Origin of the sequence: Empedobacter sp. UBA6305 (genome assembly GCF_002440405.1) — a bacterium.
In the GTDB taxonomy this organism is placed as follows: domain Bacteria; phylum Bacteroidota; class Bacteroidia; order Flavobacteriales; family Weeksellaceae; genus Empedobacter; species Empedobacter falsenii_B.
The window spans coordinates 1-20,675 of record NZ_DJTP01000001.1 but is presented as its reverse complement, the minus strand read 5'-3'; the positions used below and the strand labels follow the sequence as shown (position 1 = coordinate 20,675).

General features: G+C 32.4%; 22 protein-coding genes. 14 read left to right on the top strand and 8 right to left on the bottom strand.

What is annotated here, in order from left to right:
• From B3M86_RS00110 to B3M86_RS00085, 6 genes are all read left to right on the top strand, one after another.
• Entirely contained in the window at window positions 1–1,158 is a 1,158-nt protein-coding gene (locus B3M86_RS00110; protein WP_291076573.1) for a 3-hydroxyacyl-CoA dehydrogenase NAD-binding domain-containing protein, read from the top strand.
• A 15-nt stretch (window positions 1,159–1,173) separates the two neighbouring features.
• Complete coding sequence (gene paaI / locus B3M86_RS00105) at window positions 1,174–1,590, top strand: hydroxyphenylacetyl-CoA thioesterase PaaI (RefSeq protein WP_291076575.1); 417 nt, start codon at window positions 1,174–1,176, stop codon at window positions 1,588–1,590.
• A gap of 77 nt (window positions 1,591–1,667) precedes the next feature.
• Window positions 1,668–2,873, top strand: a complete 1,206-nt coding sequence (gene pcaF / locus B3M86_RS00100; RefSeq protein ID WP_291076577.1) for a 3-oxoadipyl-CoA thiolase — start codon at window positions 1,668–1,670, stop codon at window positions 2,871–2,873.
• Between the two features lie 81 nt (window positions 2,874–2,954).
• Window positions 2,955–3,548, top strand: a complete 594-nt coding sequence (locus B3M86_RS00095) for a transferase hexapeptide repeat family protein (RefSeq protein WP_219035117.1) — start codon at window positions 2,955–2,957, stop codon at window positions 3,546–3,548.
• Between the two features lie 151 nt (window positions 3,549–3,699).
• A complete protein-coding gene (gene paaZ, locus B3M86_RS00090) occupies window positions 3,700–5,751 on the top strand; it encodes a phenylacetic acid degradation bifunctional protein PaaZ (protein ID WP_291075514.1) in 2,052 nt (683 codons plus the stop codon).
• Between the two features lie 226 nt (window positions 5,752–5,977).
• Window positions 5,978–6,733 (top strand): enoyl-CoA hydratase/isomerase family protein, encoded by a 756-nt coding sequence (locus B3M86_RS00085; RefSeq protein WP_291075516.1) that lies wholly within the window; start codon window positions 5,978–5,980, stop codon window positions 6,731–6,733.
• A 52-nt stretch (window positions 6,734–6,785) separates the two neighbouring features.
• Here B3M86_RS00085 and B3M86_RS00080 read toward each other — a convergent pair whose 3' ends face one another.
• Window positions 6,786–7,682: a hypothetical protein gene (locus B3M86_RS00080; RefSeq protein WP_286496263.1), complete on the bottom strand. Its 897-nt coding sequence runs from the start codon at window positions 7,680–7,682 to the stop codon at window positions 6,786–6,788.
• 87 nt (window positions 7,683–7,769) lie between these two features.
• Here B3M86_RS00080 and B3M86_RS00075 point away from each other — a divergent pair, with 87 nt between their 5' ends.
• Complete coding sequence (locus tag B3M86_RS00075) at window positions 7,770–8,204, top strand: FKBP-type peptidyl-prolyl cis-trans isomerase (protein WP_125350278.1); 435 nt, start codon at window positions 7,770–7,772, stop codon at window positions 8,202–8,204.
• 46 nt (window positions 8,205–8,250) lie between these two features.
• On the opposite strand, the gene B3M86_RS00070 is transcribed toward B3M86_RS00075, so the two are convergent.
• The 4 genes from B3M86_RS00070 to B3M86_RS00055 form a co-directional block, all read right to left on the bottom strand.
• The gene (locus B3M86_RS00070; protein ID WP_257468234.1) at window positions 8,251–8,382 is read right to left on the bottom strand and encodes a hypothetical protein; all 132 of its coding nucleotides are present in this window, start codon (window positions 8,380–8,382) and stop codon (window positions 8,251–8,253) included.
• Between the two features lie 85 nt (window positions 8,383–8,467).
• On the bottom strand, window positions 8,468–10,753 hold the full coding sequence (locus B3M86_RS00065) for a GH92 family glycosyl hydrolase (RefSeq protein WP_291047571.1): 2,286 nt from the start codon (window positions 10,751–10,753) through the stop codon (window positions 8,468–8,470).
• A gap of 89 nt (window positions 10,754–10,842) precedes the next feature.
• Window positions 10,843–11,499, bottom strand: a complete 657-nt coding sequence (locus B3M86_RS00060) for a 3-oxoacid CoA-transferase subunit B (RefSeq protein ID WP_219035112.1) — start codon at window positions 11,497–11,499, stop codon at window positions 10,843–10,845.
• A 6-nt stretch (window positions 11,500–11,505) separates the two neighbouring features.
• Entirely contained in the window at window positions 11,506–12,219 is a 714-nt protein-coding gene (locus B3M86_RS00055; RefSeq protein WP_038331757.1) for a CoA transferase subunit A, read from the bottom strand.
• Window positions 12,220–12,371: 152 nt separating this feature from the next.
• On the opposite strand from B3M86_RS00055, the gene B3M86_RS00050 reads away from it, so the two are divergent.
• The 7 genes from B3M86_RS00050 (at window position 12,372) to B3M86_RS00020 (ending at window position 17,577) form a co-directional block, all read left to right on the top strand.
• Window positions 12,372–13,007 (top strand): hypothetical protein, encoded by a 636-nt coding sequence (locus tag B3M86_RS00050; RefSeq protein ID WP_286496365.1) that lies wholly within the window; start codon window positions 12,372–12,374, stop codon window positions 13,005–13,007.
• Between the two features lie 92 nt (window positions 13,008–13,099).
• A complete protein-coding gene (locus B3M86_RS00045; RefSeq protein WP_291075518.1) occupies window positions 13,100–13,834 on the top strand; it encodes an intradiol ring-cleavage dioxygenase in 735 nt (244 codons plus the stop codon).
• Complete coding sequence (locus tag B3M86_RS00040; protein ID WP_280037663.1) at window positions 13,821–14,198, top strand: hypothetical protein; 378 nt, start codon at window positions 13,821–13,823, stop codon at window positions 14,196–14,198. Before B3M86_RS00045 ends, B3M86_RS00040 begins: the two co-directional genes overlap by 14 nt.
• 127 nt (window positions 14,199–14,325) lie before the next feature.
• A complete protein-coding gene (locus B3M86_RS00035) occupies window positions 14,326–15,366 on the top strand; it encodes a sensor histidine kinase (protein WP_291065188.1) in 1,041 nt (346 codons plus the stop codon).
• A complete protein-coding gene (locus B3M86_RS00030; protein WP_291047557.1) occupies window positions 15,359–16,045 on the top strand; it encodes a LytR/AlgR family response regulator transcription factor in 687 nt (228 codons plus the stop codon). Before B3M86_RS00035 ends, B3M86_RS00030 begins: the two co-directional genes overlap by 8 nt.
• An 87-nt stretch (window positions 16,046–16,132) precedes the next feature.
• The gene (locus B3M86_RS00025; RefSeq protein WP_291047555.1) at window positions 16,133–16,969 is read left to right on the top strand and encodes a hypothetical protein; all 837 of its coding nucleotides are present in this window, start codon (window positions 16,133–16,135) and stop codon (window positions 16,967–16,969) included.
• Window positions 16,969–17,577 carry a class I SAM-dependent methyltransferase gene (locus tag B3M86_RS00020; RefSeq protein ID WP_291075520.1) on the top strand — a complete coding sequence of 203 codons (609 nt, stop codon included), beginning with the start codon at window positions 16,969–16,971 and terminating at the stop codon, window positions 17,575–17,577. Before B3M86_RS00025 ends, B3M86_RS00020 begins: the two co-directional genes overlap by 1 nt.
• A gap of 34 nt (window positions 17,578–17,611) precedes the next feature.
• Here B3M86_RS00020 and B3M86_RS00015 read toward each other — a convergent pair whose 3' ends face one another.
• From B3M86_RS00015 to B3M86_RS00005, 3 genes are all read right to left on the bottom strand, one after another.
• Window positions 17,612–18,367, bottom strand: coding sequence for an acyl-CoA desaturase (locus B3M86_RS00015; RefSeq protein ID WP_286496360.1), 756 nt, complete (start codon window positions 18,365–18,367; stop codon window positions 17,612–17,614).
• Between the two features lie 521 nt (window positions 18,368–18,888).
• Entirely contained in the window at window positions 18,889–19,752 is an 864-nt protein-coding gene (locus tag B3M86_RS00010) for a hypothetical protein (RefSeq protein WP_291075522.1), read from the bottom strand.
• Window positions 19,753–20,352 (bottom strand): hypothetical protein, encoded by a 600-nt coding sequence (locus tag B3M86_RS00005; RefSeq protein ID WP_349679587.1) that lies wholly within the window; start codon window positions 20,350–20,352, stop codon window positions 19,753–19,755. It lies immediately after the preceding gene.
• Window positions 20,353–20,675: the final 323 nt, after the last annotated feature.

The following is a 20,675-nucleotide window of genomic DNA, read 5'->3' as shown; positions in this document are numbered from 1 at the left end:
ATGAAAAAAATAGGAATTATTGGTGGTGGAGCAATGGGGTCTGGAATTGCGCAAGTTTTTGCTCAATCTGGTCATCCAGTTGTTTTATATGACACAAATAAAGAAGCTTTAGATCGTTCAAAACAAAACTTAGCGAAGACATTCGAGAAGTTAGTGGCGAAAAAAAAATATACAGCTGAAAAAGCACAAGAAATTCAAAACAATATCGAATATGCAGATAGCTTAACCGCTTTTGCATCGATTGATTTGATGATTGAAGCAATTATTGAAAATTTAGATATTAAAAAATCAGTTTTCAAACAAGTGGAAGAACTCGTTTCTGACGAATGTATTTTAGCGTCAAACACTTCTTCATTATCAATCGCATCAATTGCATCTGCGTGTTCAAAACCAGAACGTGTTATTGGAATTCACTTTTTTAATCCTGCGCCTTTAATGGCTTTGGTAGAGATTATTCCAGCCGTACAAACGCGAGAAGATTTAGCAGAAGAAGTAAAAGCATTGATTCAATCTGTTGGTAAATTACCTGTAATTACGAAAGATACGCCAGGATTTATTGTAAATCGTGTAGCTCGTCCATTTTATAGCGAATCAATTCGTTTATTAGAAGAAGGAGTTGCAGATGCAGAAACAATAGACTTTGCGATGACTTCTGTTGGAGGTTTCCGTATGGGACCATTCGAATTAATGGATTTTATTGGTCATGATGTAAATTATCGTGTAACCGAATCGGTTTTCGAATCATTCTTTTATGATCCAAGATTTAAACCATCTTTCTCTCAAAAACGCTTATTCGAAGCTGGATATTACGGACGTAAATCTGGTCGTGGATTTTACAATTATGCAGAAGGAGTGGAGAAAAAAGTACTATCTCAAGATCAAGCTTTATTAGAAAAAATATACAAACGTGTTTTGGTGATGTTAATCAACGAAGCAGCTGATGCTTTATTTTTAAACATTGCAAACCGTGAAGATTTAGATACGGCGATGACAAAAGGTGTAAATTATCCAAAAGGATTATTGAAATGGGCGGATGAATATGGACTGGAAAATGTACAAAATGATTTAGATGAATTGTATAATTATTACCATGAAGATCGTTACCGTTTAAGTCCAATTATCAGAAATTTCGTCAAAGAAAATAAAACATTCTACTAAAAATTATCAAAAAAAATGGAACCACAAAAGTTATTAAATAGAATGCTTGACCACGATAAATTTAGTGAATGGTTAGGTTTAGAAGTAATCGAAGTTAGAGAAGGATATGCAAAATTACAAGCAGCAATTCGTCCAGAAATGATGAACGGAGTAGGGTCTGTTCACGGAGGCGTAACGTTTGCGATGGCAGATTCTGCGTTTGCTTTTTCGTGCAATATGTACAATAATATTTCTGTAGCCTTAGATGTTCACATTTCGTTTACGAAAGCTGGACGCGAGGGAGATGTATTTACCATTGAATCTCAAGAAGTTTCGACAACGAAAAAAACAGGTATTTACGATATCAAAGTTACGAATCAACATAATGAATTAATTGCTTTATTTAAAGGAACTTGTTTTAGAACAGGTAAACCTTTAATTGAAGAGAATTAAGTAATAAGTTGTGGGTTATGAGTATTGAGTATTTTCAACTCAAAACTTAGAACTCATTACTCAAAACTAAAGAAACAATGAACCAAACATATATTATAGATGGAGTTAGAACTCCAATTGGTAAATTAAAAGGTGGATTATCTGCTGTTCGTCCGGATGATATGGGGGCAATGGTAATCGTCGAATTATTAAAAAGAAATCCATCAATTGATCCTGCTGCATTCTACGATGTAATTTTAGGGAATGCAAATCAAGCAGGAGAGGATAACCGTAATATAGCTCGTATGTCGGCTTTATTATCTGGATTACCTTACACAGTTCCAGGTGAAACAGTGAATCGTTTATGTGCTTCTGGCTTATCAGCTGCAATTGCAGCATCGAGAGCAATTCAGGTTGGTGATGCACAATTAATGATTTCTGGTGGAGCAGAATCGATGACACGTGCACCTTTAGTAATTTCTAAATCGGCTTCTCCATTTGGTGGTGATGCACAAATTTATGACTCAACTTTTGGTTGGCGTTTTATCAACCCAAAAATGAAAGAAATGTGGGGTGTTGATGGAATGGGAAATACAGCGGAAAACTTAGCAGAGCGTGATAATATTTCGCGTGAAGATCAAGATTTATTTGCGGTTTGGTCTCAACAAAAAACGGCTGCTGCCCAAGTGAATGGACGTTTAGCGAAAGAGATTGTTCCTGTTGTTATTCCACAACGTAAAGGTGATGCTATTATTTTTGATATAGATGAATTCCCAAAGAATAATACAACAATGGAGATTTTATCAAAGTTACGCCCAGCTTTCAAAGCAGATGGAACGGTAACTGCGGGTAATGCTTCTGGGCTTAATGATGGTGCGGCAGCGAATATTTTAGCTTCTGAACAAGCGATTAAAGATTTTGGTTTAACACCAATGGCACGTATTGTTTCTTCTGGTGTTGCAGGTGTTGAGCCTCGCATTATGGGAATTGGACCAGTGAATGCAACTAAAATTGCATTAGAAAAAGCTGGTTTAACAATGAATGATATTGATGTAATTGAATTAAATGAAGCTTTTGCAGCGCAATCTTTAGCATGTACGCGTGCATTAGGTTTAGTAGATAACGATTCTCGTATCAATCCAAATGGTGGAGCTATCGCTTTAGGACATCCACTTGGAATGTCAGGAGCGCGTATCTTAAATTCTGCGGCTTACGAATTACAAGCTACAGGAAAACGTTATGCATTGGTTACAATGTGTATCGGTTTAGGACAAGGTTACGCTGTAATTATTGAAAGAGCATAAAATAGTTATTCGAAATTCGAAGTTAGTTTTTCGAGTAATACTAAGTTCGAATTTCGTCAAACGAAAAACTATATTAGAAAAATGATTTACGAATTCAAAGGATATAAACCCGTTGTTCATCCAACAGCATTTATTCATCCGCAAGCTGTGGTGACAGGAAATGTGATTATTGGGAAAGATGTTTACATTGGTCCAGGTTGTGCGTTACGTGGTGATTGGGGACAAATTATTATCGAAGATAATTGCAATGTACAAGAAAATTGTACGATTCATATGTTTCCAGGAACAACAGTTCATTTAAAAGAAAAAGCGCATATCGGTCACGGCGCAATTATTCACGGCGCAACAATTGGTCGTAATTGTATGGTTGGGATGAATGCAGTTGTTATGGATAATGTTGTGGTAGAAGACGAATGTATTGTTGGTGCTTTAGCTTTTGTAAAGGCTGATACACATATTCCGACAAGAAGTGTTGTGGTTGGAAATCCTGCAAAAATCGTAAAACAAGTTTCGGATCAAATGATCGAATGGAAAGATCAAGGTACTCAACAATATATGCAATTACCAAGTGATTGTCATGATAGTTTAAAACCTTGTGAACCATTAACAGAAGTTCCAGATTATTATTACGAGTCAATGGCTTCGAATTATAAAACGTGGAATGAAAGTAAGTAAAATGTAAAAAGTATTATGTAAAATGTCATACTGAACTTGTTTCAGTATCACACTTAAATTTAATGAGATTCTGAGATGAACTCAGAATGACAAAAACTTATAACTTAATACTTACGACTTATAACTAAAAAAATACACAAACAACATAAAAATGGCTAAACAATTAGAAAATTATGCTTTAGGACAATGGACAAAAGGTTCGTCTGAAGGGCAAATGTTATATAACGCCATCAATGGCGAAGAAATAGGAACTGCATCATCAGCTGGATTAGATTTCGGTGCGATGATGGATTATGCACGTACAGTTGGTGGACCAGTTTTACGTAAAATGACGTTCCAAGAAAGAGGTTTAATGTTGAAAAAATTAGCCTTATACTTAATGGATCGTAAAGAAGAATTTTACACGGTTTCTTGGGCAACAGGTGCGACTCGTGCAGATTCTTGGGTTGATATTGAAGGAGGAATTGGAAACTTATTTGCCAATGCATCTTTACGACGTCAATTCGGAGATCAACCATTTTATGTTGAAGGAGAAACGCATAAAATCTCTAAAAACGGAACATTCTTAGGTACACATATTTTAACACCAAAACGAGGTGTTGCAATTCATATTAATGCATTCAATTTCCCAGTTTGGGGAATGTTAGAAAAAGTTGCGGTTAATTTATTGGCTGGAGTTCCAGCTATTGTAAAACCTGCGACAATTACTTCTTTCTTAACGGAAACTGTTGTTCGTGCAATCATTGAATCTGGAATTTTACCTGACGGTGCTTTACAATTAATCACAGGTTCAGCAAACGGAATTTTAGATAATGTAGAGTCAGAAGATGTTGTAACATTTACAGGTTCTGCTTGGACAGGACAAATGTTAAAAGCACATCCAAGAATTACTTCAGAAGGTGTTCCATTCAACTTAGAAGCAGATTCTTTAAACGCTTGTGTTTTAGGAGAAGATGTACAAGTTGGCTCACTAGAATTTGATATTTTTATTAAAGAGGTTACACGTGAAATGACAACTAAAGCAGGACAAAAATGTACAGCGGTTCGTCGTGCATTGGTGCCAGCTCATTTGGTTGAGGATGTTCAAATCGCTTTAGGACAACGTTTAGCAACGACTACAATTGGAGATCCAAATGTGGAAGGTGTTCGTATGGGAGCTTTAGCGGGAGCAGCGCAAGTAAAAGAAGTTCGTGAGAAAGTAGAAGAATTAGCTAAAACACAAGAAATTATTTTTGGAAACTTAGATAATTTCGAAGTAAAAGGTGCTGATAAAAACAAAGGTTCTTTTATTTCTCCAATCTTATTTTTAAACAACGATCCATTCAATAAAACGGACGTTCACAATATCGAAGCTTTTGGACCAGTTTCTACGATTATTCCTTACAACGGAACTGCCGAAGCAATTGACTTAGTTCGTATGGGGAAAGGATCTTTAGTTTGTTCGATTGTTACTGCGGATAATGATATCGCAACAGAATTTGTATTGAATGCAGGTTCTTTACATGGACGTATCGTTATTTTGGATGCAGAATGTATAAAAGAATCGACAGGTCACGGATCACCACTTCCATTATTAGTTCACGGAGGTCCAGGTCGTGCAGGTGGAGGAGAAGAAATGGGAGGTAAGCGTGGTGTATTACACTATATGCAACGTACAGCAATCCAGGGTTCTCCAAATAAATTGACGGCAGTTACGCAACAATACCAATATGGAGCAGATTATATCGAAGAAGATAAACATCCATTCGCGAAGCATTTCGAAGAAGTAAAAGTTGGTGATACATTAATCACAGCAAAACATACGATTCAACAATCAGATATTAATGCATTTGCAGCTTTATCTGGCGATAATTTCTATGCACACGTTGACGCAACTTCTTTAGAAGGAACTATTTTTGAGCGTAATGTTGCTCACGGATACTATTTATTGTCTAAAGCGGCAGGTTTATTTGTTTTAGCGAAAAAAGGTCCAGTTTTATTAAACTATGGTTTAGATGAATGTCGTTTTGTGAAGCCTGTATATCCAGGTTCTACAATTGGAGTTCGTTTTACGTGTAAAGAAAAAATAGATCAAGAGAAAAAAGATGAAAACGATGTGGCAAAAGGAATTGTTCGTTGGTTAGTTGATATTTACGACGAAACGGGAGAAACAGTTGGTATTGCAACAATTTTAACAATGGTTAAAAAATTAAATCAAGATTAATGTAATGTGAGAATGTGGTAATTTGTTAATGAGAAGATGATTATTAAGTTGAGTCTATTTTAGAATCATTTTCAAATTGAAAAATTACGTGAAATATTTGTCATGCTGAGCATGTCGAAGCATCTCAAATTATTAATTGTTTTGATTCAAACAATTAAACATATAATGAATAATTTATTAGTTAAATTTGCTCATTACCACATTTAAAAAAATTATCAAATTAGATATGGAAGCATACGTAAAATCAGATATACAAAATGGAATTGGTACAATTGAATTCTTTCACCCGCAAAGTAATTCAATGCCAGGTTCTCAATTAAGAAATTTAGCAACAGAAATTGAAAAATTAGGAAACGATGACGAAGTAAAAGTTATTGTTTTAAAAAGTGCTGGAGATAGAACATTCTGTGCTGGTGCATCTTTTGACGAATTAATTTCAATCAAAGATCGTGAAACTGGTCTAGAATTTTTCTCAGGATTTGCACATGTTATCAACGCAATTCGCAAAGCACCAAAATTTGTTTTAGCACGTATTCAAGGTAAAGCAGTCGGAGGTGGATTTGGAATTGCTTCGGCAGCAGATTATACTTTTGCAACAGAATTTGCATCTGTAAAGTTATCAGAATTAGCAGTAGGTATCGGACCGTTTGTAGTTGGACCTGCTGTAGAACGTAAAGTTGGAAATTCTGCTTTTACACAAATGGCGATTAATGCAACTGAATTTCAGTCGGCTGAATGGGCTAAAGAAAAAGGTTTGTATGCAGAAGTTTATGCAAATTCAGTTGAAATGGATGAAGGCATCGATATTTTAGCTAAAAAATTAGCTAATTCAAATCCAGAAGCAATGAAACATTTGAAACGTGTTTCTTGGGAAGGAACAGAAAATTGGGATGAGTTATTAATCGAGCGTGCAAAAATTTCGGGTGAATTAGTTTTATCAGAATTTACGATTAACGCGATTAACAAATTCAAAGCAAAATAAGAATACAATATAGTTTATAAAAAAATCCACTTCAAAATGAAGTGGATTTTTTTTATAATTTAAAATACTCGTCTTTATAATATTTACTTTTCTTTACATATAAAATATCTTTTTCTGGATTGAGAATTAGATTGAAACGTTTAATCAAATCGCCACCCATAATATTTTTGTGTTGAATTTTTATTGTACTATCAAAAAATGACATTGGTACATTTTTGAATGTTTGATTTGCCAATTCGAAATTAGGTAAAATTGATTTTTTGGAAAGTATTACATTACCAGCAGCATCATTTAGTTTTGATTCTCCAATAATTTCAAATTTTTCTAATAATTTATTTTCTTTGGCAAAATCATCCGAAATCATCAATGCTCCAGAAAAACCTGTGTGAATCATAAACTCTGTTTCAATCGGTTTTTTGTCAATAAATGGAAAAGCTTTTATATACAGTGTTTCTTGAGAATATCTCGAATTTAATTTTGTATACTTTTTTAGTTTGGTAGGAGCTTTATCATAAACATATAATTTATTCTCATCAAAATTGATTTCTAAATATTTTCCTTCAAAAAATTTCAAACCAATTTTTCCATCACTCTCATGTCCAGATTGTTTGTCAATAAAAATTGGAATTTTGCTGAACTCTTCATTACCAAATTTAATCACATTGCTTTGACTCATTTTCATATCCGAATATCCAGCCCAAGATGTCACATTGTTTAAGGTATCAGAAATCGAAATAGATTTCATTTTTTTATACGAATCTTCAATAATTGTAATATAATCAGAGCCTGTATGTAACATCAATTGCACCGTATCTTTTTGATTGATAATAACTGGTACTAAAATATTGTTGTATTTTGTTAATCGAAATGGTATTTCTTTTACGATATTCTGCCCGAAAATTACAATTGAAATAATAGTAAAAAGTAACGAAAATATTATCTTTTTCATTTAGTTGTATAATTTCATTAAAAGTAAACTAATTTGTAGAAATGATTAATATGCTATAATTAAAAATATTCCTTTTAAATTTGTGGTATGGGAGTAGCTGAATTATTACTAAAACGCAAACAAGAATTGATTGAAAAGAATAAAACTGAAGGTTTAGCTTTTCGAGAAGAATATAAATTGAAAGAAGGTGTAACCGAAACTGAAAGCGGATTATTGTACGAAATAATCACATTGGGCGAAGGAGTGAAGCCAACTTTATCCGATACAGTTTTGTGTCATTATCATGGAACAAATATCAAAGGTGAAGTTTTTGATAGTTCGGTTCAACGTAAGAAGCCAGCCGCTTTTCCTTTGGAAAATGTAATAAAAGGATGGGCGGAAGGAGTACAATTAATGCCAGTTGGAAGTAAATTTAGATTTGTTGTAAAACCAGAAATTGGTTATAAAGATCGCGAAATTTCAAAAGAATTAGGACCATATTCTACCATGATCTTTGAAGTAGAGTTGATGGGGATTTTATAAAATATTAAAAAACAAAAACCTCCAAATTTTGGAGGTTTTTTTATGCTTAATTTTTTGCGTTATTGCGACGTTTTTTCTTTAAACGATTCGTTTGAACTAATTGTTTATGTTTTGGATCTTTTAATTTATCCACTAAAACTTGTAAATGATTTTCTTCTTTTTTTGCCTTTTTAGCCATTTTTCTTGGTTTTAAATTTGATTTAAATTAATCATTATTCCTCAAGTAGTCAAACTTATTTATTTAATTATAAAATATTTAACGTTTATTTTTTAGGTTTGTCACTCATATAAAAAATGATTTTTCCGCCATTAACAATATCAAAATGATTCAAATTAAAAGATGAAAAACTCTTTCCGTTCAACTCTATTTTATGGATGTAAACATTCTTCTTCGATTGATTTTTCACTTCAATTTCAAATTGTTTTCCATTCTCTAAATTCAATATAGCATGATCTACCAAAGGACTCCCAATTGCGTAATCTGTCGATCCTTGCTGAACAGGATAAAAACCTAAAGCACTAAAAATATACCATGCACTCATTTGTCCAGTATCATCATTTCCACCCAAACCATCAGGCGTTGGCTTGTATTGCATATCCAAAATCATTCTGATTTTTTCTTGTGTTTTCCACGCTTGTCCCGCCCAATTATACAAATACGCAACGTGGTGTGCCGGCTCATTTCCATGAACATAACCTCCAATTATTCCTTCACGCGTAATGTCTTCTGTTTCCGCAAAATATTCGTCAGGCAAATGCATCGTAAATAATTTGTCCAATTTTGCTCCAAACTTCTTTTTTCCACCCATTGCTTCAATTAATCCATTTGGATTTTGAGGAACAAAAAAGCTAAAATTCCACGAATTTCCTTCAATAAAACCTTGTCCATGTGTATTCAATGGATCAAATTCTTTCTTGAAACTTCCATCCGCTAATCGAGGACGCATAAATCCAATCGAAACATCATAATTATTTTTCCAATTCTCAGAACGCTTCATAAATGTTTCATATACATCCATTCGATTCAATTTTTTTGCAGCTTGCGCAATCGACCAATCATCGAAAGCATATTCTAACGTATTCGAAATTGATGTACCATTTTTCTCAGCTGGAATATAACCTTTGTCGATATAATCGCCAATTCCTTCATAATCACGTTTATTTGCCGTAACAATACACGCGTCCAAAGCAGCATTTGCATCTTCGTTATAAACACCTTTTACAATCGCATCTGCAACAACTGTAACAGAATGATAGCCGCTCATACACCAGTTTTCGTTGGCATAATGCGACCAAATTGGCAACATTTTTATTGGATTTTGCTCATAATGTTTCATCATCGATTTTACCATGTCATTGTTGCGTTTTGGTTGAATGATATTGAACAACGGATGCAGTGCACGATAGGTATCCCAAAGTGAAAAAGTGGTGTAATTTGTAAAATCTTTGGCTTGATGAATTTCTTGATCCAAACCTTTGTACTGCCCATTCACATCCATATAAGTTGTCGGATTGATGAAGGTATGATACATCGCTGTATAGAAATTTATTTTATCATTTTCTGAAGCTTTAATCTGAATTCGATTCAATTCCTTGTTCCAATTTTCTTTTGCTTCGTTACGCACTTGTTCAAAATTCCAATGTGGAATTTCTGTTGTCAGATTTTCTAACGCATTGGTTTGACTGACTGGAGAAATCGCAAATTTGATTTTTACTTTTTCATCTTTTTCTGTATCAAAATCGAAATACATTTTGATCTTTTTTCCTTCGATTAATGGAAAATTCTGAGTTTCGTTCCATTTACGCCAAAAACCTTTGTAATCAACTTGTCCGTCTTCATTTTTCTGTCCATAATTTTTAAATGGTTTTGAAAAAGTCATCGCAAAATAAACCGTTCTATTTCTTGCCCAACCTCGTGTTTGTCTATAACCCGTAATCAATGTGTCATTCACCACGCGAACATACGTCCATGTATTTTTGTCATCATAATTATAAATTCCAGCATTCAAATCCAAAATAATATGCGAATCAATCGATTTTGGAAATGTATATTGATGAAAACCAACTCGAGTAGAAGCGGTCATTTCTGCCCAAATATTATAATCATCCAATTTGACTTTGTAATATCCAGTTTCGGCAGTTTCGTTTTGATGCGAAAATCGAGAACGATAACCGCTATCAGGATTTTGAGCAGTTCCGGGATTTAATTTTAATTTTCCAACGGTTGGCATAATTAAGAAATCACCCAAATCAGAATGTCCTGTTCCATTAAAATGTGTATGACTAAATCCAGTTATTGTTTTATCTTCAAAACGATAACCCGCACAATAATCATAAACTTTTGGATTGTATTTGTGGTTGATAGCATAAGGAATAGAATCTGTTTCTGGGCTTAATTGAACAGCGCCAAAAGGAACAGTTGCGCCAGGGAAAGTATGTCCCATTTTTTCTGTTCCAATCATGGGATTGACATATTTTACTAAATTCTGTTGCTGCGCAAAAGCAAGAGAATTGAGTGAAAGTAGAGCGATTACTAATTTTGTTTGCATCGATTTTTAAGTATTAATTTGAATAAAGTTAAACAAATCGAGCATAAAAAAAGGAAAGCTTTTTAACTTTCCTTTCGAATCTTTATTTTTTATAAAATCATTTCGGGAATTTCTCCTTCAATAATTAATTTTCCTTCAGTTGCATTTTTGATGTCTTCCACAGAAATTCCTGGTGCTCGCTCTAATAATTTGAAACCACCTTCTGGTAAAACTTCTAAAACAGCTAATTCAGTAACAATTTTTTTGACACATTTTATTCCTGTTAAAGGAAGTGTACATTCTTTTAGAAGTTTAGATTCTCCTGCTTTGTTCACATGTTGCATGGCTACAATAATATTATCAGCCGAAGCTACTAAATCCATTGCACCGCCCATTCCTTTTACCATTTTTCCAGGAATTTTCCAGTTGGCAATGTCTCCATTCTCCGAAACTTCCATTGCGCCAAGAATTGTTAAATTGATTTTTCGTGCGCGAATCATTCCGAAACTCATCGTCGAATCAAAGAAAGCTGAACCTGGTAAAGTTGTAATCGTTTGTTTACCCGCATTGATAAAATCAGGATCTTCTTCACCATCGATAGGGAAAGGTCCCATTCCTAATAATCCATTTTCTGATTGTAAAACAACATTTACATTTTCGGGAATATAATTAGCAACCAACGTTGGAATTCCGATACCTAAATTCACATAAAATCCGTCTTGTACTTCTTTTGCAATACGTTTTGCAATACCATTTTTATCTAACATTTTCTTTTATGATTTAGGTTGAACAGTTCTATTTTCGATACGTTTCTCGTATTTCGCACCTTGAATAATTCGATTGACATAAACGCCAGGCGTATGAATTTGATTTGGATCTAATTCTCCAATTTCTACCAATTCTTCCACTTCGGCAATCGTAATTTTTCCACACATAGCAGCTGGATGATTGAAATTTGCTGTTGCACCACGGAAAACTAAATTCCCCGCTGTATCACCTTTCCACGCTTTTACAATTGCAAAATCAGGCTCGAAAGCATATTCTAACAAATATTCTTTTTCGATTCCGTGAAAGGTAAATTTTCTGATTTCTTTTCCTTCAGCGACTTCAGTTCCAACTCCAGCAGGCGTAAAAATTGCAGGCATTCCATAACCAGCAGCCATTAAGCGAGTAGCTAAAGTTCCTTGCGGAATCAATTCAACCTCTAATTCACCTGAAAGCATTTGACGTTCAAATTCTGCATTTTCTCCAACATAAGAAGAAATCATTTTTTTGATTTGTCGTCCTTGTAATAATAATCCTAAACCAAAATCGTCTACACCTGCATTGTTACTAATACACGTAAGGTTATTGATTTTTTTGTCTACCAATCCTTGAATCAAGTTTTCAGGAATTCCAGAAAGTCCAAAGCCTCCAACAGCAAGCGTCATTCCGCTTTCTACGCCTTGTAGCGCTTCTTCGATGCTGTTTACTTTTTTGTTTATCATTTTTGTTGTGTTTGATCAAATATAATTCTAATGTTAAAGATAAATAAAAACCATTCATATTTCAATTAACCTACAAAAATCTTAGGTTAACCTCTTAAATTTAGATAACAAAATATCGATATATACTTTTGTTTAGAAGATTATATGAGGACATGATAAAGTTGTGCAAGGCTGAGAATCGAAATTTATTTGAAAATAAATTTATTAGGATAAATGCTTTAAATGATACAAATCCGATTTTGGATTTTGCTTTTATTGATGATGTTGCGTTAAGCGGAATGGGTACTTATCAAAAAGTAATTAAAGAAAGTGGTTATATTATTTTAATGCCTTTATTGAATAATATTCGCTTGAATATGAATGGTTTTAATTGGAAAATTGAAGTCAATCAATCATTTGTTTATTACTTAGAAAAAGGAACTATAATAGAAATAGAAGGCGATTTGAGCCACGATTTTTCTTATTTCTATGCGTTATTCATCGTAAAAGAAAAACAGCAAATTGCTAAAATGATTGTTCCAATTGATTTGGATAGAGAGAATCGTTTAGAGAAAATAATCCGACATGATTTGTTTAATGTTTTTTTAGGAAAATTTGACTTGAGAAAAGAATCTGAATTACCATTCAAAAGAAACGAAAGAAGTTGGTTAATCATTTCTTTGACAGGTATTTTTGAAGTTCACAATCGTTTAATAGAATCAAGAGATTTATTACAAATAAGATCTGATGAGAATGTTGAATTTGAATCGTTGAGCGAAAATTCTTTGTTAATGGTAATTGATTACTAATGTTAAAAATACTTAACAAAATGGAAAGAAAAGATTTTATAAAAAATAGTTAAGGATTATTAGGAGCAAGTTTAATTGTTCCAAAAGTGTTGATGAGTTGCAAAGATTCTACTGTTGTAAATGATTGTGAAGTATGGGCCTCTGAAACAGAAGGTCCATTTCCTACAAAAAAGCCAGAAGATTTTTTATCAAAAAATATAAAAGGCGATCGAACAGGAGTAGAGGCGACAATCAAAATTAATGTAACCAATGTTGATGAAAGCTGTCAACCTTTAATAGGCGCGATTGTTGATATTTGGCATTGTGATAAAGATGGAAATTATTCGCAATATGGCGGAATACGAATGCAACCAACCGATTATAAATCGTATAAATTTTTGAGAGGTAGACAAGTAACCGATGAAAATGGAAATGTTGAATTTAATTCTATTTTCCCAGGTTGGTACGAAAGTCGCGCAACGCATATCCATGTTCATATTTACGATCAAAAAGGAAAATCATTAAAAGTGACTCAAATCGCTTTTCCAGAAGGTGAAAATTCTGTTGTAGAAATTGTAAATTCAGCCAAAGAATATGGTTATACAAAAGGTTTGAATGGCTATACGTACAATGAGAATGACAATGTTTTTACAGATGATACAGACGGAAATCAATTGGCAAAAGTGAGCGGAAGTTTAGAAAAAGGATATACAATTGAGGCAGATATTGTAATTTCTACAGAAAATATAGAGAAAGCAAAAGAGCCGATGGGCGGAGGGCCAGGAATTCCTCCACCTCCAGATGGAATGCCTCCTTTTGATAGAAAACCAAAAGATGAAAACAATTAAAAAAGTTCAGTTTGCTTATCGTTTAGTGATTGATGCTTCGACAACGTCAATTTGGGAGAAATATGTTTTTCATGCGACGTACAAAGAGTATTATTTGCAAGAGCAACTTTTTCAACAAGAAATGCATAAAGTAGAAACTTTTCGAGAATTGTTGCGCCAAAATAAAAAAGCAGAGCAATTGCATTATTTGGTAGGAATGGCGACTATTCCGTATATCGAACAATTGGAAGGAAATTTGTATCAAATCACAGATAATTTGAACAAAATCTACCTTAATTTTGTAGATTTCGAGTTGGATGTTATAAATTCTTCTAATCAAAATCACGCAAATCACAAGGTTGCGCTTACGTTTTATACCAAATAATATTTTTATTTTGGAGAGGTTAACAATCATTATTTAATTTCTTTGGATGAAGAGTTAAATGAAAATATAAAAACGTTGATGATTCCAAATAGACAACATTTTTCTATTGTTTCAATTGAATTACAAGATGAATAAAGTAAAAATTACAAAGAGAGAAATCGTTATTTTCAGTATAGTTTCAATTATTTTTCTGTTGATTCCATTTATTGCTGCGCCAAATTTTTCGAGCGATCAATCTATTTTCAAAACAGGTTTTTTCAAGCGAATGCTTTTTGAAAATATCTTATTGTTAGTGTTCTTTTTGGTGAATTATTTCGTGTTAATTCCAAAATTATATTTTCAGAAACGTTATTTTTTCTACATCGTTATTCTCATCATTTTCTTTTTTGTGGTGTATAAAGTTCCAGAATTTGCGTTTCATTTTAACAAAGTTCCACCAAAAATTCCGCCTTTTAATCGTTTTGAGTCTCGAAAACCGCCTCGTAATTTTATGATGTGGAGCCCGAAAATTATTATGTTTTCGATGATGGCGATTGTTTCGCTTTTTATTCGACAAAATAAACGTTTTCAGGAAATGAAAAATGAAAAACAATTGTCTGAAATTGCTTATTTAAGAGCACAAATCAATCCACATTTTTTGTTCAATACGTTGAATAATATTTATGCTTTAACGCTTCAAAAGTCAGATTCTGCTTCGGATGCGGTGATGAAATTATCCAAAATGATGCGATTTGTAGTTTCAGATTCTTCCAAAGATTTTGTGCCTTTGCAACAAGATTTAGATTATATAAAGAATTATATTGAGTTGCAAAAATTGAGATTAACGAACAAAGAATCTGTTATTTTTGAGGTCGAAGGAAATTCTGCAGATTTAAGAATTTCGCCATTAATTTTAATTAATTTTATCGAAAATGCATTTAAATATGGTGTGATTGATGAAGCTTCGGAACCTGTCATTATTTCGATAAAAGTTGAGCAACAAACACTATTTTTGAACGTAGAAAATACCATTTCGAAAGAGGTAACTCCTGAAACTGAAAAAAGTGAAATTGGTTTGAAGAATACGAAAAAGAGGTTAGATTATTTTTATACAAATCATTATAAATTAACTATTCATAATGATTTATCTAAATTTATTGTTGAACTAAAAATTTTCTTGAATGATTAAAGTAATTGCGATAGATGACGAGCCTTTAGCATTAATGGTAATCGAAAATTATTGTTCGAGAAATGAACATGTCGAGTTAGTGAAAACATTCTCAAATTTGAAAGATGCACAGAAATATATCAATCAATTTCCAATCGATTTGATGTTTTTGGATATTCAGATTTCGCGTACGAATGGAATGGAATTTTACAAAAATTTAGAAAAGAAAATTCCTGTTATTTTTACTACGGCTTTTGCAGAATATGCGGTTGATGGTTTTAATGTTGCGGCGATAGATTATTTGTTGAAACCGATAGATTACGATAGATTTGAAGAAGCAGTGAATAAAGCGGTGCTGATTTTGGTGGATAAAAAACTGAATGAAGACAAAGAGTTTTTGACAATTCGAGCTGATTATAAACTGAATAAAATTGCGTACGATGATATCGATTTTATTGAAGGTTTGGACGATTATGTAAAAATTCATCTCGCAAACGGAAAACGAATTACTGCTCGAATATCGATGAAATCTATCTTAGAAAAACTGCCCGATCAACTTTTTGTCCGAGTTCATCGATCTTATATCGTTTCGATAAAAAAAGTGAAATCAATTCAAAATAAAGTCTTATATTTGAAAGACGAAGAAATTCCGATTGGTGAAACGTATAAAAATGTCATTCTAGAATTTTTCAAAATTTAAGAGGTTAAGAAAATGGAAAAAAAAGTGATTAGTCGATTTATCGTAAACATTTTTTTTTCCAATTTTTTTTTAATTCTACTTTCTATCGTGCTCAATATAGAGACGAATATCAAAATTGGTTTACCGTTTAATTCAATTGCGTATTACGCTTTTATTAGCACCATTACCGTATTGTTTTATTTGTATGCCTACAGAATTCCAAAATCTTTAAAATCATCAAGTAATCCAAGAACTCAGTTTTACATTACTCATCGTAAATCTGTTTGTATTTATACCGCTATTTTAGCCGTAATCGCTTTAGTTTCTGGAATTATTTTAGCGATAAATTGTTTACCGAATTACGAAATATTAACTTGGAAATGGTTGGCTGTTTTATTTTTTACGACAGTTTTATCCTTTGGTTATTATGATTTAAAATTAGGAATTTCATTACGTAAAACGATGTTGTTAAAACCATTTTTAATTGGCTGGACTTGGGCGATTACAACCGTTTTTTTACCTGTTTTATTTTTGATGTTGAAGAATGAAACGCATTATGTCATTGATGCAAAATTCTATTTTCTATTTTCTCAAACCTTTATGTATTGCGTTGTGAATGCGATTTTGTTTGATTTGAAAGATTATGAAGATGATAGCAACCGAAATTTAAAAACCTTTGTTGTAAAATATGGTTATCATTTTACGTTAAACCGCATTATTTTACCCTTAATATTTCTAGGATTTTTGAGTTTTGTAATCTTCGGAATATGTTATGGATTACCACTTCACCGCATATTGTTTATGTTAATTCCGATTGTTTTTTTAGCTATTTTCGCCTTTAAACTCAATCGTCCAAAAGCCATTTTATATTATTTAATTGCGATTGATGGAATGATTTTGTTGAAAGCAATTTGTGGAATTTTAAGCGTAATTTTATTCGAATAATGAATTACAATTTTATTGCGCCATATTATCATTCGTTGAGCCAGTTGATTTTTTTAAATCGTCAACATCAAGCTCATTTTGTGATTTTAAAATATTTGAAAAAGAATGATAAAATCTTGTGGGTTGGAGGAGGAGCGGGAAAATTTATCGCTGAAATAGAAAAGTTAAATCTAAAATTGGATATAGATTATGTTGATTTTTCTTCGAAAATGATTGATTTAGCGAAAATAGAAAAAACGTCGAATTTAAATATAAATTTTATTGTTGCGGATATTTTTGATTTCGAAACGGATAAAAAATATGATGTGGTGATGACTACTTTTTTGTTTGATCATTTTAATCAATCCAAAGCAGAAGAATTATTTAGTCAATTAAATTCGTATTTGAAAGTAGGAGGTTTGTGGTTTTATGTTGATTTTGTACAAAATCAGAAAGGTTGGCAAAAAAGTGTGACGAATGTGATGTTGAGCTTTTTTAGAATTATTATTGGTTTGGATATTTCTCAATTGCCTAAAATGTATCAAAGTTTTCTACCCAATTTTAAAATCGTCGAACACAAATTCTTTTTCAAGAAATATATAGAAAGTATCGTTTATCAAAAGAAATAAAAAAAGCGATTCAATTTATTGAATCGCTTTTATTTTACATATAATCGGTGTCTAATTTACCTTTTTTGAACTGAATGATATTCATTTTATTCATTGCCCAAATGCATGGATACATTGGATCGAATTCCCATTTCTTAACTGCGAAATTAGGACGTCCGCCAAATTTATGGTGATTGTTATGTAAACATTCTCCCCACATTAACCAGTCAATCGGCATCAAGTTTGTCGAAGTATCTCCAACATCGTAATTACGGTAACCTAATTTGTGTGAAAACCAGTTGATGATTACACCATGTAGTGGGCTCATCAAAACTTGCATCGGAATGAATACAAAATACGTCCAAAGTGGAGCGTCAACAGCAACATAAATTAATATGTAAATGATTACCCAAGCTAAACGTACAGCATTATTTCCAGCAAATCTATCCCAAGAACGCCAAGAAGGAACACCTTTTTTGAATTTTTCTAAAACTTGTGTTTTATCGTGGTCAATTTCGTTGTAAACAATACGAGTTCTCCACATCATCGCAAAGAAATTTGGATCATATTGTGGCGAATGTGGATCCTTTTCTGTGTCTGCATACGCGTGGTGATGTCTGTGCATAACCCCGTATGTATAGGGACTTAGATAAGATGAACCTTGAAAAATCCACGCTAAAACGTGAAATATTTTTTCCCAAGCTCTTGACATCGTAAACATTGCATGTGATGCATATCGGTGATGAAAAAAAGTTTGGAAAAATAAAGAAGCATACCAATGTATAACAAAGATAATGATTACTGCTGTCATTACTAATTTTAAATTTTTACAAATATAATCGCTAGGATTGTGAATTCCACTAATTAAAATCATAGAACTCATAAAATTATTGATTATTTATAATGAAAAAATTTAATTTTTAATAGACTTTAATCAAATAAATTATCCATTTGTTAGTAAGGTTTTTACGTGTAAATATTTAATACTAAATGCATTGATTAAATAAATGTTAAAGTTACACACCTAAATAAGCAATTATTTCTCTTGCAATTGCTGCACCAGCTCTATTTGCACCCATTGAATGGGCAAGCCTTCTCTCACACGTTTATCTACAATTGCTACGGCTTCTTGCCCTAATTCTTCGGTGAATTTGTTATCTCTAAAATCGAGTGATCTTCTTTTTACCTATGTTGCATCGGTAGCTTTTGAGATTTCGTCTAATAATTGAACGACTTCCAATCACAACGATATCAACTTTGTAAAATAGTTCTGAATGATTCATTTTATAAAGCTAATTAAAAGTATTTGTAAAGTCATGTGAAGAAATCGTTTTATTTGGTTTTCTTCTGAATGCGATATGTAAATAGTGAAACTTTACATCCCCAAAGTTTTAGGGTTTGAATTGCTTGTAAATGATTATCTTTTTCTTTTACAATTAATTGATCGGTAAATGAAGATATAAATTGAGCCCAATAATTGTGTTTAGCATCATTCAATAAAAAGTAGAAACCAGCATCTCCAAATTGTTTTCCGCTCGAATCTAAAATCAATTCATTCTCATGACTGACTCTAGGACTCATAATAACTGTTGCATTGCCTTTTGGTAAAGGAAAAACAGCTTTGATACAGGTTTTGCCAGAAGGAAGTGTACACGTCCCGTAAATTCCCGAATAAATAACTTTACCCGAAGTTTTGAATTTTCTCAACCAAATGGTATAAATAATTTCGTTGTTTTGCGGATGATTTAGTGTGATAATTTTACTTACTAAATCTTCAGATTGCGCGATATTTTTTGTCGGAATATTTAATTGATTAATTCGCTGACTAAATAATCGGTTGACCAAATAACCAAAAAATGAAAAATAAGGATTCCATTTTACATTGAATTCTAAATCATAATTTGCTGTAGATTCATAAAAATCGATCACTTTTTTTGGTAGAATTTCAAGTTGATTATCAGTGAAATTCAATTCATGAATAGATCTTAATAATCCTTTTGAAGTTGAATTTCGAGTGACAATTAAATTTTCATTTTTTGCTAATTGATAAATAAACTCTTCGCCAATTCCGTTCAATTCTCCGAAAGGAGCAATCAACCACGGATAATCTGTAGGATTAATTTTTCTTCCCCAAAGAATCACCCATTGTTGCGTAAACCAATCCTGAAATTTTTGCATTGTAAAAGCTAAATTCATCTAAATATTTTCTTTTTTTGGAAGAAAAGATTCGCAATTATTCCATTGTCCATGTTCAGAAATTGGTTTAAACCGGAGAGTTGTAAATTCAAAATGAAAATCCTTTCGATTACGCTCTTTCATTGCGTTAGCGTGTCTTTTTGGATCAGATATTTTGCTATGTCCATTTACCATATTTGTCATTTCTAATTGAGATTTCCAGATCGAAAATGTCGAAATAATATTGGGATATCGAATAGAAGCCAAAGAAAGTGTTGTGCCTTTGTGATCACGAACTAATTTCTCGACTAGTCTTCCCCAGCGCAGAAAACGAGGAATTTCTGTGTATTTCATTCGCGCAATTGTTACCGCAACAACAGGCTCATTTGTCATATTTACCTCGATATTTTTTGTCGGAATTTGAAAACCAGAAATATTTCCCCATTGTCTCAAAAAATCTAATCGAACATGCCAGCCTTTCGTCAAAAGTTTTCCGTATGAATTGGATTTTAGAAAATTTTCGAGTGATTTTTCATCTTCCCATTGTGCAAATACAATAATAGTTTGATTGAAAATCCTTGTTTTCGAAAAAATGGGCGAACCTAATTTCATTGTGGACATCGTTTCGGAATGTTTCAAACCATTTATTTTATTTGTTTTCAAAGGAAAAAACATCAATTTAAAAGCTTGAAAATAGCTAAGCTTTGCGATATGATACGAGAAAATATTCATCTATGCAAAATACTATTTTAAAAATGAAAAGATGAAGTTGTCATTAAATATTTTGAAAGGAATTTCAAGAAAATTAAATATCAATATATAATGTTCTCTTTACTTAGTTGAGGTAGTTTTCATATTTAATCACTGTTTATAAAAAGATGAAATAATTAGAAACTTCTAATTTGATTGACAATAATTTGTACTGTGGATATCCCCCTGAATTT

Excerpts from the sequence above, each read along its gene's own strand:
- B3M86_RS00110 (WP_291076573.1), top strand. The coding sequence starts at position 1 with ATGAAAAAAATAGGAATTATTGGTGGTGGAGCAATGGGGTCTGGAATT.
- paaI (WP_291076575.1), top strand. The coding sequence starts at position 1,174 with ATGGAACCACAAAAGTTATTAAATAGAATGCTTGACCACGATAAATTT.
- pcaF (WP_291076577.1), top strand. The coding sequence starts at position 1,668 with ATGAACCAAACATATATTATAGATGGAGTTAGAACTCCAATTGGTAAA.
- B3M86_RS00095 (WP_219035117.1), top strand. The coding sequence starts at position 2,955 with ATGATTTACGAATTCAAAGGATATAAACCCGTTGTTCATCCAACAGCA.
- paaZ (WP_291075514.1), top strand. The coding sequence starts at position 3,700 with ATGGCTAAACAATTAGAAAATTATGCTTTAGGACAATGGACAAAAGGT.
- B3M86_RS00085 (WP_291075516.1), top strand. The coding sequence starts at position 5,978 with ATGGAAGCATACGTAAAATCAGATATACAAAATGGAATTGGTACAATT.
- B3M86_RS00080 (WP_286496263.1), bottom strand. The coding sequence starts at position 7,682 with ATGAAAAAGATAATATTTTCGTTACTTTTTACTATTATTTCAATTGTA.
- B3M86_RS00075 (WP_125350278.1), top strand. The coding sequence starts at position 7,770 with ATGGGAGTAGCTGAATTATTACTAAAACGCAAACAAGAATTGATTGAA.
- B3M86_RS00070 (WP_257468234.1), bottom strand. The coding sequence starts at position 8,382 with ATGGCTAAAAAGGCAAAAAAAGAAGAAAATCATTTACAAGTTTTAGTG.
- B3M86_RS00065 (WP_291047571.1), bottom strand. The coding sequence starts at position 10,753 with ATGCAAACAAAATTAGTAATCGCTCTACTTTCACTCAATTCTCTTGCT.
- B3M86_RS00060 (WP_219035112.1), bottom strand. The coding sequence starts at position 11,499 with ATGTTAGATAAAAATGGTATTGCAAAACGTATTGCAAAAGAAGTACAA.
- B3M86_RS00055 (WP_038331757.1), bottom strand. The coding sequence starts at position 12,219 with ATGATAAACAAAAAAGTAAACAGCATCGAAGAAGCGCTACAAGGCGTA.
- B3M86_RS00050 (WP_286496365.1), top strand. The coding sequence starts at position 12,372 with ATGATAAAGTTGTGCAAGGCTGAGAATCGAAATTTATTTGAAAATAAA.
- B3M86_RS00045 (WP_291075518.1), top strand. The coding sequence starts at position 13,100 with ATGAGTTGCAAAGATTCTACTGTTGTAAATGATTGTGAAGTATGGGCC.
- B3M86_RS00040 (WP_280037663.1), top strand. The coding sequence starts at position 13,821 with ATGAAAACAATTAAAAAAGTTCAGTTTGCTTATCGTTTAGTGATTGAT.
- B3M86_RS00035 (WP_291065188.1), top strand. The coding sequence starts at position 14,326 with ATGAATAAAGTAAAAATTACAAAGAGAGAAATCGTTATTTTCAGTATA.
- B3M86_RS00030 (WP_291047557.1), top strand. The coding sequence starts at position 15,359 with ATGATTAAAGTAATTGCGATAGATGACGAGCCTTTAGCATTAATGGTA.
- B3M86_RS00020 (WP_291075520.1), top strand. The coding sequence starts at position 16,969 with ATGAATTACAATTTTATTGCGCCATATTATCATTCGTTGAGCCAGTTG.
- B3M86_RS00015 (WP_286496360.1), bottom strand. The coding sequence starts at position 18,367 with ATGACAGCAGTAATCATTATCTTTGTTATACATTGGTATGCTTCTTTA.
- B3M86_RS00010 (WP_291075522.1), bottom strand. The coding sequence starts at position 19,752 with ATGAATTTAGCTTTTACAATGCAAAAATTTCAGGATTGGTTTACGCAA.
- B3M86_RS00005 (WP_349679587.1), bottom strand. The coding sequence starts at position 20,352 with ATGTCCACAATGAAATTAGGTTCGCCCATTTTTTCGAAAACAAGGATT.